A 16073-nucleotide genomic window follows, 5' to 3' on the forward strand; every position below is an offset into this window, starting at 1 on the left:
TACCCGCCCGAACCGCCCGGGCAGGACTCGCTCCCCTACCCCGGCGATGACCACCGCTGGCGGGCTCCGCGACCACCACGCACGGTCACCCACGGCGACGCCACCGGCACCCGGGCGAAATGCGGTCGCCAGCGGTTTCCCCGGGGTGCGATCCTGGGGTTCGTATGTCTACTTCCTTCGCCGATCTTCAGACACAGCTGGCCGGGGTCTCGCTGCGCGACGCCCACCGGCTGGGCCGCCGTCTGGAAGGCGCCCGCCGCATCCGTAAGCCCGAAGCGCGGCAGGCCGTGCTGGACGAGATCGCCGCCGAGGCCGAGCAGGCCGCCGCGCGGCTGAGCCGGCGTGCCGCCCGGGTGCCCCAGGTCAGCTACCCGGAGCAGCTGCCCGTCAGCCAGAAGAAGGACACGATCCTGGAGGCGATACGGGACCACCAGGTCGTGATCGTCGCGGGTGAGACCGGGTCGGGCAAGACGACCCAGATCCCCAAGATCTGTCTGGAGCTCGGTCGGGGCGTGCGCGGCATGATCGGCCATACCCAGCCGCGTCGACTCGCCGCACGCACGGTCGCCGAGCGAGTCGCCGACGAGTTGGACACGCCCCTCGGTGAGGCGGTCGGCTGGAAGGTGCGTTTCACCGATCAGGTCGGTGGCGACACCTTGGTGAAGCTGATGACGGACGGCATCCTGCTCGCCGAGGTACAGACCGATCGTGAGCTGCGCGCCTACGACACGATCATCATCGACGAGGCCCATGAGCGGTCCCTCAACATCGACTTCCTGCTGGGCTATCTCGCCCAGCTGCTTCCCAAGCGCCCCGACCTCAAGGTCATCATCACCTCGGCGACGATCGACCCCGAGCGATTCTCCCGGCACTTCAGCGATGCGCCGATCGTCGAGGTCAGCGGGCGTACATATCCGGTCGAGGTGCGCTATCGCCCCCTCCTGGAGGACGACAGCGAAGACAGCGACCGGGACCAGATCACCGCGATCTGCGACGCCGTCGAGGAGCTTCAGGGCGAGGGCAAGGGCGATGTCCTGGTCTTTCTCTCCGGTGAACGCGAGATCCGTGACACGGCGGACGCGCTGAACAAGAGGCAGTACCGGTTCACCGAGGTGCTACCGCTCTACGCCCGGCTCTCCCACGCCGAGCAGCACCGGGTCTTCCAGCAGCACACGGGCCGCAGGATCGTTCTGGCGACCAATGTCGCCGAGACCTCGCTAACCGTTCCGGGCATCAAGTACGTCATCGACCCGGGCACCGCCCGGATCTCCCGCTACAGCCATCGCACCAAGGTCCAGCGGCTGCCGATCGAGCGGGTCAGCCAGGCCAGCGCCAATCAGCGCAAGGGCCGCTGCGGTCGTACGTCCGACGGCATCTGCATCCGGCTCTACTCACAGGACGACTTCGAGGCACGTCCCGAGTTCACGGACGCCGAGATCCTCCGTACGAACCTGGCGTCGGTCATCCTCCAGATGACGGCGGCGGGACTGGGTGAGATCGAGAAGTTCCCCTTCATCGACCCACCGGACCACCGCAATATCCGTGACGGTGTGCAACTGCTCCAGGAGCTCGGAGCCTTTGACACCGCTCAGAAGGACCCCCGCAAGCGGCTCACCCCGCTCGGGCGCAAGCTCTCCCAGCTGCCGGTGGACCCCCGGCTGGCCCGGATGGTCATCGAAGCCGACAAGAACGGCTGTGTGCGCGAGGTCATGGTGATCGCCGCCGCGCTCTCCATCCAGGACCCGCGGGAGCGCCCCGCCGAGAAGCAGACCCAGGCCGACCAGCAGCACGCCCGGTTCAAGGACGAGACCTCCGACTTCCTCGCCTTCCTCAATCTCTGGCGCTATGTCCGTGAGCAGCAGAAGGAACGCGGCTCCTCCAGCTTCCGGCGGATGTGCAAGCAGGAGTATCTGAACTTCCTGCGCATCCGCGAGTGGCAGGACATCTACGCGCAGCTGCGCCAGGTCGCCAAGTCCCTGGGCATCCAGGTCAATGAGGAGGACGCGCCGGAGGCCAGCGTCCATGTCTCGCTGCTGTCCGGGCTGCTGTCCCACATCGGTCTGAAGGACACGGAGAACAAGAACGAGTACCTGGGCGCGCGGGGTGCGAAGTTCGCGGTCTTCCCGGGGTCGGCGCTCTTCAAGAAGCCGCCGCGGCTGGTGATGTCCGCCGAACTGGTGGAGACCTCCCGGCTCTGGGCCCGGGTGAACGCGAAGATCGAACCCGAGTGGATCGAACCGCTCGCCCAGCACCTGATCAAACGCACCTACAGCGAGCCGCACTGGGAGAAGGACCAGGCCGCGGTGATGGCGTACGAGAAGGTCACGCTCTACGGCGTACCGATCGTCGCCCACCGCAAGGTGAACTACGGCCGGATCGACGCCGAGACCTCCCGGGACCTGTTCATCCGGAACGCGCTGGTCGAGGGCGACTGGCGGACCCACCACAAGTTCTTCGCCGACAACCGCAAGCTGCTCACCGAAGTGGAGGAGTTGGAGCATCGGGCCCGTCGTCGCGACATCCTCGTGGACGACGAGACCCTCTTCGACTTCTACGATCAGCGGGTGCCGGCCGATGTGGTGTCGGGCGCGCACTTCGACTCCTGGTGGAAGCGCCAGCGCCACGATGAGCCGGACTTCCTCGACTTCGAGCGCGAGATGCTCATCAACGAGAAGGCCGGGGCGGTCACCAAGGACGACTATCCGGACTCCTGGCGCCAGGGGCGGCTGAAGTTCCGGGTGACGTACCAGTTCGAACCGGGCGCCGACGCGGACGGCGTGACCGTGCACATTCCACTCCAGGTGCTGAACCAGGTCACCGGCGAGGGCTTCGACTGGCAGATCCCGGGACTGCGCCCCGAGGTCGTGACGGAGCTGATCCGCTCGCTGCCCAAGCCGGTGCGGCGGCACTACGTGCCAGCGCCGGACTATGCGTCCAGGTTCCTGGCTCGGGCCGTTCCGCTCCAGGAGCCGCTGCCGTTCACCCTGGCCCGGGAGCTCAAAGCCATTGTCGGTGTCCCGGTCACCGCGGAGGACTTCGACTGGGCCAGGGTGCCCGACCATTTGAAGATCACGTTCCGGATCATTGACGAGCGTCGCCGCAACCTCGCCGAGGACAAGGACCTGGAGGCGCTCAAGGTCAGCCTGCGCCCCAAGGCGCGCCAAGCCCTCTCCCAGGCGGCCGCGGCGACCGCGGGGCCGTCGGGCGAGTCCATCGAGCGGACCGGGCTCACGGACTGGACGATCGGGACGTTGACCAAGGTCTTCGAGACCCGAAGGGCAGGTCAGCCGGTCAAGGCCTACCCGGCGCTGGTGGACGCGGGCGACACCGTCTCCGTACGGCTCTTCGACACGGAGGCCGAGCAACGGCAGGCGATGTGGCGGGGGACCCGGAAGCTGGTTCTGCTCAACATCGCGGTGAACCCGGCGAAGTATGTGTCCGACAAGCTCAGCAACCAGCAGAAACTCGCTCTCTCGGGCAATCCGCACGGGTCGATACAGGCACTCTTCGACGACTGCGCGATGGCGGCGGCGGACAAACTGATCGCGGACCACGGCGGACCGGCTTGGGACGAGGAGTCCTACCGAAAGCTGTACGACAAGGTCCGCGCTGATCTGGTCGACACCACGGTACGGACCGTGAGCCAGGTTCAGCAGGTCCTGGCCGCCTGGCAGGCGTGCGAGCGGCGGCTGAAGGCCACCACGAGCCCGACCCTGCTCAGCAATGTCCAGGACGTCAGGCAGCAGTTGGCGACCCTGATGCCCGCGGGCTTCGTCACCAGGACCGGGCTGCGCCGGCTCCCCGACCTGATGCGCTATCTGCTGGCTGTCGACCGGCGTCTCCAGCAGATGCCGACCTCGGTGCAGCGGGACACCACCCGGATGGAGAAGGTCCAGGAGATGCAGGACGAGTACGCCTGGCTGCTGGAACAGATGCCACAAGGGCGGCCCGTCCCCCAGGAAGTGCTGGATGTGCGCTGGATGGTCGAGGAGCTTCGGGTGAGCTACTTCGCCCACGCGTTGGGCACGGCGTACCCGGTCTCCGACAAGCGGATCGTGAAGGCGATCGATGCCCTGGTGCCGTGATGAGCCTGTCGCCCACAGTGAGTTCGACCGCCGAGGCCACCCTGCTGTAGAGTCTCTTATCGCAGCCCAGCGCGACAAACGGACTGCGAATCTTGGTCCTGTGGAGCAGCTTGGAGTGCTCGCCACCCTGTCAAGGTGGAGGCCGCGGGTTCAAATCCCGTCAGGACCGCAGAGATAGACGAAGAAGGCCCGTACCTTTCAGGTGCGGGCCTTCTTCGTGCTCCCGTCACGCCGTTTTCCCCTCTCCACCGAGCCCGACGTGTTCTTGAGAGCTCTCCCCCACCGGGATCCGCCTGCGTACGAGCGAGAACACCCCTGCGATCCCCGGGGTGGAATCCCGCTGGGGCGAGCGGTTCGGGGCGCGGTCAAAGCACCGCCAGCCACCGGGTATACGGGCACGGCCAGGGCACCGGGAACCTCATGGTCCGCCATTCCCGTGGGGCCCTGCCGAAACGGGATCGCGGCGATGAACTCCTCGGCGCTATTCGGCGGCTCTCTCGGCGCCACAGGGCCGCATTCGAGAAAGTCGAAGGTGCTCAAGAATGGCTGAGACTCATACCCCATGAATACATCGCGGCCCATCAACGGTTGCTCGGGGTACTCCGTCCCCTCCTCATACCGCCCCGCCAGGCACCCCTAAGACGGAACTCCGCTCCCGGTGTCCCCTCTGGCCTCAGAGCGATGCAACCCGCCGCTCCGGGCGTCTTGACGGGCCCCGCCACCGCCGGTACCCACTCTCTAGGGGGCAGGGCTCAAACGGACGCGGAGGTGGCGCACATGGCGGCGCCCACGGCGAGACGGCACGAGACCAGGGCGATGTTGCGGGCACACCTCGCCGCGGCATCCGGCTATCGGCACCTGACCCGGCACTGCCCCATCTGTCATCGCCTGCTGCGGCTCGCGATGGAGCCCGAGGACCCGCCAGGCACCGCCCAAGGGCCGGGCGCGGCAACGCAGTCGGTGGCCGTGCCGGCGCCAGTGCCTGCACTGACGCCGGCAAGCGCGCGGGAAGCGGGCGCCGCGGCTTCCGGGGGTACGCGGGAATCGGGCGCCGTAGCGGCGCCGGAGGACGAGCTGGAGCCCGGGAACCCGCTACCCCTGCCGGAGCCCGCCAGCGGGCCGGCCGGCGCCGTCAACGCGTCCCACAGCGCCGGCATCGAGGGGGGCGCGCCGCCCGTGTCGGGCGGTTCGCCGCCCTGGCAGCGCGAGGGACCCGGGGTGTCGGGGTCAGCCGCGGCCGTGCGGATCACCGCGGTGCCCAGGGAGCCGGCGGTGGCCGAGGCCAAAGGTCCCCCCACTGAGTGACTTCAGCCCGGAGAATCCGCTCCGCGGAAGTGACACGCTGGATGTTGGCAAGACTTGCGCGGTGTGACGGGTGTCACCGTATAGGTTTTTAGAACCTCGGCACTGAGCCCCTACACATAAACAACCAATTTAATATGTGCAATTGCACCACCCCTGGAACGCCTCCATCACCTTCCACTTGACCCTCCCCAGACTCCTGAGTGCCGGCGATCAAGGCTCCCCAACAAACGCCAACATCAGTCTCCCCAGGAGCCCCACGACATCCACACAAAGAAAAAATCGCGCTGGACTCGGCGGAGTCCAGCGCGATCAACGACAGAGGTCTGTTGGGGCAGACACCCATCAATGGAGCTATGGGCGGGCATTACCGGGATGGGGGTCCCAGTCGTGCCCATTCAGCGAGGGTTCTTAGGCCTCGCTACGCTGCTGCGGAATGCCCGCGAGCAGTGCGCGTACTTCTGCCTCGCGGTAACGGCGATGCCCGCCGAGTGTACGAATCGACGTGAGCTTGCCTGCCTTCGCCCAGCGGGTGACCGTCTTAGGGTCCACGCGGAACATCGTGGCAACCTCAGCCGGGGTCAACAGCGGCTCGGCATCAGGGGTGCGAGCGGTCATGAGCGGCCTCCTCGGAGAACCGAACCTTCTCGGTTCATTCCTCTAAATTCTGCACCTTGACCCACGTTGCCCGAAATGGCAGACGCAGGCCGAGTCGGTTATAGGACGAACGGCTTGTCCTCGGCACTACAACTACACCATCTGTCCAGCCACGTCGGCCAAACCGACGGAATTGCCCTCTGAGGTGTTCATCAGTGGCTGAACGACGATGGACCATGCCATAGCGGACAGTCACATGACGGTAACGATCAGTCACACCACAACCAGGAGCCACTAGACCCCCCATAGAGCGCAATGCCGAGCATTCCACCCTTACTTGGGCGGAAGGAACCCTCCCCGGACTCCTTGTCCTATTTTGACACGAGGGTAGGCGATCGACGCAAGGGCCCAGTTAGTGCAGTCCGTCACGCTTGAGGCAAAGGCCCGGATCGGGACTAAGGACCTTTACACCCGGGACCTCAATCATCCACAGGATCGCTCAGTTTGCGAAGCGAAGATCGCGCACGACCCGCCAGCGGTCCACCAGACGGGCATATGCCAAGCCTGCCGCCTCGCTGTCACCGGCCCGTAGCGCCTCGATCCCGGCCGCCACATCGGCCGCCGAGTGATCGTCCGCGAGACTCGGCGCCAAGGCGTGCACCAGGCCGCCGTAATCCAGCTCGACCACGGAACGCGGATGGAACTCCTCCAGCCACCTCCCCACATCGACCAGGCCGTCCGCCAGTCCGCCCGAGTCCTCGGACTCCCGCAGCGCCTTCAGCGCCCGGGCGATCCGGCGGCGGGCCTGCACCATCGGCGTGCGGTAGCGCAGCACCGGCGCCCCGGCCCCGGCCGGCTCGTACTCCCGCTCGTCGTCGGCGAAGAGCACGAACCAGCGCACCGGAACCTGCCAGACCGCTGTCCTGATCCAGGGGCGGGCGTCCGGGTTCCGCTCCCGCCACTGCTCCCAGTCCGCGGCTGCCTGCCCCCGTACTACAGGTGGCAGCACCGCATCGAGCAGAGTGGCCGGAAATTGCTCGGTCACTTCCTGCAGCGCGAGCCACCCCCGCAACCGGGTTCGCCAGGGACAGACGCACACCTCACCGTCGACCAACGCCACAAAGGCGTCCCCACTCTCATGGACGGGGACCGGCACGGGAGGGGTGGGGAGCAAGTCGGCGAGCGAGCGTCGCAGTTCGTCTTGGGCGGTCGGGGTCCGAGCGCGCCGGGCATACCGCTCCCAGTGCTCCCGCTCTAGCGCCGGAAAGGCGGCCAGTGGTTCATAGACCCGCAGATAGGAGGCGTAAGGAACGAGAACCGAGGACACGGCTGGCATGTCGTGAATCCTTCCACGCGGGTGCCGGGCCGTACCCCTCTCGGGGGTGATACTCGGCACTGCTGCGGTACTACGCGCGCGTAGGACTTAATCTCATGCCCAGCTGGTACCTTGCCCGCTCTCCCCCTGCCACAAGCGACAGGGAGAGCCGGGAAGCCTCCACCCGCCGCCTCGTACTTGGGAGTCACCACCGTGACCGATCTGCCCGGCGCTCCTGTCCGTGTACCCGATGGACCCTCCCGGTCCAGCGGACCCAACGGCCCTGCCGTGACCGAAGCACCTGCCGCAGCCGACGTACTGCGCACCCTGTTCCGTTCGGATCAGGGAGGCCATGAGCAAGTCGTGCTGTGCCAGGACCGCGCATCCGGCCTGAAGGCCGTCATCGCCATCCACTCCACCGCGCTGGGCCCCGCCCTCGGTGGCACCCGTTTCTATCCGTACGCCTCCGAGGACGAGGCCGTCGCGGACGCGCTCAACCTGGCGCGCGGGATGTCCTACAAGAACGCCATGGCCGGACTCGACCACGGCGGCGGCAAGGCCGTCATCATCGGCGACCCGGAGACGCTGAAGAGCGAGGAGCTGCTGCTCGCCTACGGCAGGTTCGTGGACTCACTGGGCGGGCGCTATGTGACCGCCTGTGACGTCGGCACCTATGTGGCCGATATGGACGTCGTCGCCCGCGCGACCCGCTGGGCCACCGGCCGCTCACCGGAGAACGGTGGCGCGGGGGACTCATCCGTCCTCACCGCGTACGGGGTCTTCCAGGGAATGCGCGCCTCGGCCCAGCACCTCTGGGGCGAGGACTCGCTCCACGGCCGCCGGGTCGGTATCGCCGGCGTCGGCAAGGTCGGCCACCACCTGGTGGAGCATCTCCTCCAGGACGGCGCCGAGGTCGTGATCACCGATGTCCGTGCCGAGTCCGTGCGCCGGATCCTCGACCGCCATCCGACGGTCACCGTGGCGGCGGACACGGACGCCCTGATCCGCGGCGAAGGACTGGACGTCTACGCGCCCTGTGCGCTCGGCGGCGCCCTCAGCGATGAGACCGTTCCGGTGCTCACAGCCCGGGTGGTCTGCGGCGCGGCCAACAATCAGCTCGCGCACCCGGGTGTGGAGAAGGATCTCGCCGACCGCGGCATCCTGTACGCGCCCGACTACGTCGTGAACGCCGGTGGTGTGATCCAGGTCGCGGATGAGCTCCGGGGCTTCGACTTCGACCGCTGCAAGGCGAAGGCGGCAAAGATCTACGACACCACGCTGGCAATATTCGCACGCGCAAAGGAAGACGGGATTCCGCCCGCCGCCGCGGCGGATCGGATCGCCGAGCAGCGCATGGCGGAGGCCCGTCTGAGCTGACGCGGATGCCGTCCCGCGATCGCTGGTGAGGCGATGGGGATCGGCCCCGACCCGCCGCTTCGGGAGATAAGACTCACCCCGGTCGGCGGGTCGGCCGCCCAGAAGAGGTTAATATCGCAGTTGACCAGCGAGGACGGGGCTCCTCGCGGGTTCTGCGAAGTGGCACGTCATGCGGGCGGCGTACCGTATGGCCGCGGAAGCAGGTACCGTTGAAGCCCTACGGGCCGGTCTCTCCATGGAGAGTCCGTTCCGAATCATGAACGCGTGTCAAGACTCTGGGGCCGTCGAGCCCCGTCACCGAGGGGGTCGAGCCATGGGGCGCGGCCGGGCCAAGGCCAAGCAGACAAAGGTCGCCCGCCAGCTGAAGTACAACAGCGGCGGGACTGACCTGTCGCGTCTGGCCAACGAGCTGGGCGCTTCGACTTCAAGCCAACCTCCGAACGGCGAGCCGTTCGAGGATGACGATGAGGAAGACGACCCGTACGCACACTACGCGGATCTGTACAACGATGACGATGACGAGGACGAAGAGTCCGGTCCGGCATCGCAACATCGCCGCGGTGCTTGACGTTGCAGTGACCACTGACCCGGTCCGGTTTACCCGGACCGGGTTCTGTGCTGTTCAGCTCATCCATCGCCGATGGACCGCGGCTGCGGTCCGAGTCGGCGTGCTCACCGCGCGTACTCACCCGTGAGGGCGGCACCCGTGGTGTGATCACCACGCTCGACGACCTCACCGGCGACCCAGGCATCGAGGCCGCGGTCGGCGAAGAGCTCCATGGCCACGTCCGCCGACTGCTCGGGAACGACGGCGATCATGCCGACACCCATGTTGAGGGTCTTCTCCAGCTCCAGGCGCTCGACCTTGCCGGCCTTGCCCACCAGGTCGAAGACCGGCCCCGGGGTCCAGGTGGAGCGATCGACGATCGCGTGCAGCCCATCGGGGACGACCCGTGCCAGATTGTTGGCGAGGCCGCCACCGGTGACATGGCTGAAGGCGTGTACCTCGGCCGTCCTCGCGAGCGCCAGACAGTCCAGCGAGTAGATCCTGGTGGGTTCGAGCAGTTCCTCGCCGAGGGTGCGCCCGAACTCCTCGACCTTCTGTTCCAGCGCCATTCCCGCCCGGTCGAACAGGACGTGCCGGACCAGCGAGTACCCGTTGGAGTGAAGGCCCGAGGAGGCCATGGCGATGACCACGTCGCCGGTACGGATACGGTCCGGGCCCAGCAGCTGATCCGCCTCGACGACTCCCGTACCGGCGCCCGCGACATCGAAGTCGTCCTCGCCGAGAAGTCCGGGGTGCTCGGCCGTCTCACCGCCGACGAGCGCGCAGCCCGCCAGTACACAGCCCTCGGCGATGCCCTTGACGATGGCGGCGACGCGCTCGGGGTGGACCTTGCCGACACAGATGTAGTCGGTCATGAACAGCGGCTCCGCACCACAGACGACCAGGTCGTCGACGACCATGCCGACCAGGTCATGGCCGATCGTGTCGTACACACCCAGCCTGCGGGCGAGGTCCACCTTGGTTCCGACACCGTCCGTGGCGGAGGCGAGCAGCGGGCGCTCATAGCGCTTGAGGGCCGAGACGTCGAAGAGTCCGGCGAAGCCGCCGATGCCGCCGAGTACCTCGGGGCGACGGGTCCGCTTGACCCATTCCTTCATCAGCTCGACGGCGCGATCGCCCGCCTCGATGTCGACGCCGGCACTCGCGTAGCTGGCTCCTGTGTTCTCTGTCATGACAAAGAGAGCTTTCGTGTCGTTGCTGCCCAGAGTGGGTTCGATGGCTCCGGGAAGGCCTCCGGCGCGGTGCGTGGGGAGACCTCCCGGAGCGGGAGAGGGACCTGCGGTGTGTTCACGGCGATTGCCTAGGGGCGACGGAGCGCGTCGGCTGCGTCCGCACCGCCCGCCAGTTCCGTTTCAAGGAGCTGCTTGCCCAGCAGTTCGGGGTCGGGCAGGTCCATCGGGTACTCGCCGTCGAAGCAGGCGCGGCAGAGATTCGGCTTGTCGATGGTGGTCGCCTCGATCATGCCGTCGAGGGAGATGTACGAGAGGGAGTCCGCGCCCAACGAGGAACCGATCTCCTCGATCGTCATCCCGTTGGCGATGAGCTCCGCGCGGGTGGCGAAGTCGATGCCGAAGAAACAGGGCCACTTCACCGGCGGGGATGAGATCCGGATGTGGACCTCGGCCGCTCCGGCCTCACGCAGCATCTTCACCAGTGCGCGCTGGGTGTTGCCGCGGACGATGGAGTCGTCGACGACGACCAGGCGCTTGCCCCGGATGACTTCTTTGAGGGGGTTGAGCTTCAGACGGATGCCGAGCTGGCGGATGGTCTGGGACGGCTGGATGAAGGTCCGGCCGACATAGGCGTTCTTGACGAGGCCGGAGCCGTAGGGGATGCCGCTGGCTTCCGCGTAGCCGATGGCGGCGGGTGTGCCGGACTCCGGCGTCGCTATGACCAGATCGGCATCGACGGGAGCTTCTTTGGCGAGTTTCCGTCCCATCTCCACACGCGAGAGATAGACGTTGCGTCCGGCGATGTCCGTGTCGGGACGGGCCAGATAGACATACTCGAAGACACAGCCCTTGGGCTTTGCTTCCGCGAACTTTGAGGTGCGGATGCCGTTCTCATCGATGGCGATCAGCTCGCCGGGCTCGATCTCGCGGACATAGACCGCACCGCAGATATCGAGGGCCGCGGACTCGCTGGCCACCACCCAACCGCGGTCGAGCCGCCCGAGGACCAGTGGACGAACGCCCTGGGGATCACGGGCCGCGTACAGGGTGCTCTCGTTCATGAAGACCAGCGAGAACGCGCCCTGGACATCGGGAAGCACCTTGGTGGCGGCTTCTTCCAAGGTCAGCGGCTTGCCGTCGGCGTCGGTCTGGCCGGCGAGCAGCGCAGTGACGAGATCGGTGTCATTGGTGGCAGCGACCTGGGTGGCGCGGCCGTCCTGGCGGGGTAGATCGGCGACCATCTCGGCGAGCTGGGCGGTATTCACCAGATTGCCGTTGTGGCCGAGCGCGATCGAGCCGTTGGCGGTAGCGCGGAAGGTTGGCTGGGCGTTCTCCCAGACGGAGGCGCCGGTGGTGGAGTAGCGGGCGTGGCCAACAGCGATATGGCCGCGCAGGGAAGCAAGGGAGGTCTCGTCGAAAACCTGGGATACGAGACCCATGTCCTTGAAGACGAGGATTTGGGAGCCGTTGCTCACCGCGATTCCCGCGGATTCCTGGCCCCGATGCTGGAGGGCGTAGAGCCCGAAGTAAGTGAGCTTGGCGACCTCTTCGCCCGGGGCCCAGACACCGAAGACGCCACATGCGTCTTGGGGGCCTTTCTCGCCGGGGAGTAGATCGTGATTGAGTCGACCGTCACCACGTGGCACGGCACCGAGTGTAGGCGAGATCGACCACTGGTCCGAATTGGGGAGGGGGTCAAGGCTCTGGGTGACGGTGTCGTCACCGAGTGCCGGAGCGCTCTCGGGGCGCTCCTTGAGTGCCGCTGGGACGCTCGGACGGGCGATTGTCGGCCGTGCGCCCGGGGCCAGCGCGGGAGAGAAGCGGACTAATTCCTTCCGTACCGGCTGGTCAGGGCCGCTGGCCAGCCGGCACAGGCTCCGGTGGCACCGGACGTGATCAATGGCACGGGACCGGGGCCGCTCGCGCGGCCAGCTCCCCTCACCTCCGTTCAGCCCTCCTGCCTTTTCGATCCGGAAGTGACCTTCGTCCCACTGGTGAACAGGAGATCCACGCTGCTGAACACGGAATCCACGGGCCCATGACCTGGCGGATGCCCCCTTGCCCGATCGCACCGGTGTCCCAGGCCCCGGGACGCCGTGGTCCGGGCCAGGAGCCGTCGGCCGTCCTCGCCTTCCGAGGCCGGGGTGCCGGGCGCGGGCTGGAAAGCCGGGGGTGCCCGACCCCGAGCCGGCGCGGGGAACCAGGGCGGCCCCACCGGAGCCGAGGCCGGGGCGGCCCCACCGGGGCTGGGGCCGGCCCGGGCGCGGAATCCCCTGGTCGGCCCCACCCCAGCAGGGTCCAGAACCCCAGGTCGCCCTACCCGGGCCGGGCCGCAGTGCCCGGTTGGCCGGTGGACCGGGGTATCTGGTGTGGCACCTGGTTCAGGCGGTGCTCTTCGCCGCCGAGAAGCCCATCCCCTCCGGGCCGTACAGGAACAGGCCGCGCTGGTGGACCTCGTAGGTGGCCTTGCCCGCCATGGCCTTCATCAGATGGGCCTCCAACTGGCCCGCGGTGCCCGTGCACATCTTGCGGGTGCTGGAGACCGGGCCGAAGGTGAGCTGAGTGCCGCTGATCTTGACCGTGGCGTTGAAGTCATTGCAACCGAGGTTGCCGCTGACCGTGCCGTCCTTGGCGAAGGTCAGATGCGCGTTCTTCTCCGTACCGGCCGGCAGGGACTCGACCATGTCCAGCTCCATCATGGAGTTCACGGTCCACTTGGTGCCGACGAGCGGAGCCGGGGGCTCGGAGGTGAGGGCGATGGTGTCGCCCTTCTCATTGGTGAGGGTGAGCTTCTTCGCCACCAGCTCGGCCTTGAGCTTCCCGACGAAAGCTTCCTTCAACGCCTTCTCAAAGCTCTGAATGGGCTGGGCGCATCCCACCTCGGTCATATGGGACGACCCCACGGTGAGGGTGTCGCCCGCGAGTACGGCCTTGGCGCCGAACTGATTGCAGCCGAAGTTGCCCTGGGCTTGGCCCTTGGTGGTCACCTCGAAGTAGGCGTCGGCGGGTGACTCGGTCTTCTTGCCGTCCACGGTGAGGGTGTTGACGGTCCAGAACACTCCGGTAAGGGGTACATCAGCAGCGGCCGGCTTCCCGCCGTCGCGGGAGCCGGTTCCGGGTCCGGAATCCGATCCGGACTTCGTTTCCGTACCGCACGCGGCAAGCGCGAGAAGGGCCAGGACGGTGGCGGGGACGCTCAGCTGATTACGCATACCCCTGGGACGAGACGGCCCCAGGTCCGGTTCCCGTCCCCGGCAGGGTCGTCTTCCCTGGGTCCGGTCGCGTACCGGCAGGGGTACTTGGGGCTACCCGGCGCGGCACTGGGTGCCGCCGATCAGCCGAGCAGCGGCAGCACCGAGGTGAGGTCCGCCCGCTCCCCGCTCGCGCTGACCTTCGCCGAAGCCAGCGCTTCGGCCCACTCCATCCGCCCGGTGGCGAGCCGGATCCAGGTCAGCGGGTCGGTCTCGACGACATTGGGCGGGGTGCCCCGGGTGTGCCTCGGTCCTTCGACACACTGCACCACGGCATAGGGCGGCACCCGCACCTCCACCGATCCCCCGGGAGCCCGCACGGCAAGCGCGTCGGCGAGCAGCCGCGTACAGGCGGCGAGTGCCTGCCGGTCATAGGGGATGTTCAGATCGGCCGCGGCATTGAGATCGTCGGTGTGGACGATGAGTTCGACGGCACGGGTGACGACGAAGTCACCGAGCCTCATGGCTCCCGGTGGAACGGGCAGCAGTCGATCGGGGGACGCAGCGTCCAGTGCCCGGACGACGCGGTCGGCCGTGCGGCGGTAGAGCTCGGCAAGGTCATCCTCCGTGACGGCAAGGGCCGTCGCCGCCTCATCGATCCGCCCGGTGAGATGGACCGTGGCGAACGGCCACTCCACGAGGCTCAGTTCCGCCTTGGGCGGTGCCGGCCGGTCGAGGTCGCGGGCGATCGCATCGGCCATGAGCGCGATGTGCTCGACCAGTTCCCGTACGGTCCAGTCGCCCAGCGCAGTGGGCAGGGCCAGCTGCGCCGGGGTGAGCGACTCGACCGCCTTCCCGATATGGCCGAACTGGGTGAGGACGGCGGTACGGATCTTGGTGTCGTCGTAGCTGCGGATGCGCTTTCTGGCCGGTGGCATGGGAGCGAGACTAGTCATCCACGGTGAACCTGAACGCACGGTCGCCTGCCGTTGGTTTCGAGTCCCCCTCGTCGGTGAACGGGCCTGCCTCGAAGGACTCGTTGTTGGCCGGGATGCCGATGCCCCGCCAGCGGAAGGGGATACCGCGGGCCACATCCGGATCGGGGTGGTCCATCAGCTGGAAGTGGACATGCGGTTCGGTGGAGTTGCCGGAGTTGCCGCAGCGCGCGATCTCCTGACCGGCCCGCACTCGGTCGCCCTCACGCACCGTGATTGATCCGCGGCGCACATGGGCGTACAACGCATAGGTGCCATCGCCGAGGTCAAGGATGACCTGATTGCCAATGATCTTGGAGACCCCGCCCATCTCCCGGAAGAAGCCCTCGAAGAGCATCAGATAGACCAGCATCGGCAGCGAGCTACGGCTGAGGTGGTCACGCTGACCGTGTTTGGCGCGCACCACCGTGCCGTCGGCGACGGCAAGCAGGGGGGTGCCGAAGGCGGGGAACGCGCTGTTGGGCAGCACCAGCGGCCAGAACCAGGAGAAACCGGGCCGGGCAACCGGCGGGGAGGCCGTTTCCGAGCTCGCCCCGCTCCCGGCGATGGCACCGGCAGCAGCGGCCGGGTCCGCGACGATGTCGATGGCGTAGGTCTGTCCATAGGCGTGCGTGCCATGGCTCGGCACCTTGTCCGCCGGGCTGTTGAGGGCGAGCCAGCGGCCCGTCACCGGGGCCTCCACCTCCACCGTGAAGGGGCGCTCCACCGCTGAGTGCCCCACCCGCGCCCTACGGTTCAGCACCATGGAGAGGCCGATCGCCAGGACTGCGGGCGGAAAGACCCAGGCCCAGTGATAGGGATCGGCCACCACGCTCACCAGGACGAGCGCGACAAACACCATCCAGGAGACCCGGTTGCAGAGCATCAGCAGTTTTTGACGACGTCGCGGCGCATCAGCGGTCACAGGCATTACCTTCTCCCCCAGGAGTTCGTCCTCGGTCATGGCAGGGCGGTGGTGAGCGCCACCAGCAGCGGCACCACACGCACCGGAGGCACCTCATAGCGGCCCCGGCTGGCGGTGTGCAGCCAACCCGCGGCGGTCAGCAGGCGCAGATGGTGGTAGATCTGCCCGGTGGTGCCGAGGCCTTCCAGCTCGGTCAACTCGGCCGCCGTGCGACGGCCGCCGAGGATCTCGCGCAGCAGCCGCAGCCGCACCGGATGCCCCAGCGCGGCGAAGGAGTCGGCCGCCCGGTTCCAGTCCTCGGCCAGGAGGGACTCGGTGAGGGTCCCGTACTGCCATTCGTACCGCTCGTTCGTCGGCAGTCGCACGGCGCCGGTGAACAGCACTCCCCCATCGGCCGCATGGGCCGCGGCGAGCTGCTCCTTGAATCCCTCCAGCGCCCAGAAGTCGCCTTCGCTCCCGACCTGCGGGTGCTCATGCCCCTCCCGCTGCTCCAATACGGCGAGCCTGCGTTCCAGCTCTGCGACCCGCTCCTCCAGCTCCATATTGAGAATATACGTAATTACGTAA

General features: G+C 67.4%; 12 protein-coding genes and 1 tRNA gene. 5 read left to right on the forward strand and 8 right to left on the reverse strand.

Annotated features, from left to right (window positions below; all coding sequences use genetic code 11):
- The first annotated feature begins 164 nt into the window (after positions 1–164).
- The 3 genes from hrpA (at position 165) to NBG84_RS41585 (ending at position 5390) form a co-directional block, all read left to right on the forward strand.
- Positions 165–4085: an ATP-dependent RNA helicase HrpA gene (gene hrpA / locus NBG84_RS21990; RefSeq protein ID WP_250921276.1), complete on the forward strand. Its 3921-nt coding sequence runs from the start codon at positions 165–167 to the stop codon at positions 4083–4085.
- Between the two features lie 94 nt (positions 4086–4179).
- A tRNA-Asp gene (locus NBG84_RS21995) sits at positions 4180–4254 on the forward strand.
- A gap of 608 nt (positions 4255–4862) precedes the next feature.
- A complete protein-coding gene (locus NBG84_RS41585; RefSeq protein ID WP_425608676.1) occupies positions 4863–5390 on the forward strand; it encodes a DUF6274 family protein in 528 nt (175 codons plus the stop codon).
- A 408-nt stretch (positions 5391–5798) separates the two neighbouring features.
- Here the strand turns inward: NBG84_RS41585 and bldC are convergent, their stop codons facing one another.
- Complete coding sequence (bldC, locus tag NBG84_RS22005) at positions 5799–6005, reverse strand: developmental transcriptional regulator BldC (RefSeq protein WP_003949541.1); 207 nt, start codon at positions 6003–6005, stop codon at positions 5799–5801.
- A 478-nt stretch (positions 6006–6483) separates the two neighbouring features.
- The gene (locus tag NBG84_RS22010) at positions 6484–7320 is read right to left on the reverse strand and encodes a DUF8083 family protein (protein WP_250921277.1); all 837 of its coding nucleotides are present in this window, start codon (positions 7318–7320) and stop codon (positions 6484–6486) included.
- A gap of 177 nt (positions 7321–7497) precedes the next feature.
- Here NBG84_RS22010 and NBG84_RS22015 point away from each other — a divergent pair, with 177 nt between their 5' ends.
- Together NBG84_RS22015 and NBG84_RS22020 are read left to right on the forward strand one after the other, a co-directional pair.
- Positions 7498–8676 carry a Leu/Phe/Val dehydrogenase gene (locus tag NBG84_RS22015; RefSeq protein WP_425608677.1) on the forward strand — a complete coding sequence of 393 codons (1179 nt, stop codon included), beginning with the start codon at positions 7498–7500 and terminating at the stop codon, positions 8674–8676.
- 313 nt (positions 8677–8989) lie between these two features.
- A complete protein-coding gene (locus tag NBG84_RS22020) occupies positions 8990–9244 on the forward strand; it encodes a DUF3073 family protein (RefSeq protein ID WP_250921278.1) in 255 nt (84 codons plus the stop codon).
- A gap of 104 nt (positions 9245–9348) precedes the next feature.
- On the opposite strand, the gene purM is transcribed toward NBG84_RS22020, so the two are convergent.
- The 6 genes from purM to NBG84_RS22050 all read right to left on the reverse strand — a co-directional run bounded on the left by purM (position 9349) and on the right by NBG84_RS22050 (position 16048).
- Positions 9349–10416: a phosphoribosylformylglycinamidine cyclo-ligase gene (purM, locus tag NBG84_RS22025; RefSeq protein ID WP_250921279.1), complete on the reverse strand. Its 1068-nt coding sequence runs from the start codon at positions 10414–10416 to the stop codon at positions 9349–9351.
- A gap of 128 nt (positions 10417–10544) precedes the next feature.
- Entirely contained in the window at positions 10545–12062 is a 1518-nt protein-coding gene (purF, locus tag NBG84_RS22030) for an amidophosphoribosyltransferase (RefSeq protein WP_250921280.1), read from the reverse strand.
- 735 nt (positions 12063–12797) lie between these two features.
- Positions 12798–13628 (reverse strand): META domain-containing protein, encoded by an 831-nt coding sequence (locus NBG84_RS22035; RefSeq protein WP_250921281.1) that lies wholly within the window; start codon positions 13626–13628, stop codon positions 12798–12800.
- A gap of 122 nt (positions 13629–13750) precedes the next feature.
- The gene (locus NBG84_RS22040) at positions 13751–14545 is read right to left on the reverse strand and encodes a sterol carrier family protein (protein WP_250921282.1); all 795 of its coding nucleotides are present in this window, start codon (positions 14543–14545) and stop codon (positions 13751–13753) included.
- Between the two features lie 10 nt (positions 14546–14555).
- A complete protein-coding gene (locus tag NBG84_RS22045) occupies positions 14556–15512 on the reverse strand; it encodes a M23 family metallopeptidase (RefSeq protein ID WP_425608680.1) in 957 nt (318 codons plus the stop codon).
- A 29-nt stretch (positions 15513–15541) separates the two neighbouring features.
- Positions 15542–16048 carry an ArsR/SmtB family transcription factor gene (locus NBG84_RS22050; protein ID WP_250921283.1) on the reverse strand — a complete coding sequence of 169 codons (507 nt, stop codon included), beginning with the start codon at positions 16046–16048 and terminating at the stop codon, positions 15542–15544.
- Positions 16049–16073: the final 25 nt, after the last annotated feature.

Origin of the sequence: Streptomyces albipurpureus (genome assembly GCF_023701525.1) — a bacterium.
Taxonomy (GTDB): Bacteria; Actinomycetota; Actinomycetes; order Streptomycetales; family Streptomycetaceae; genus Streptomyces; species Streptomyces albipurpureus.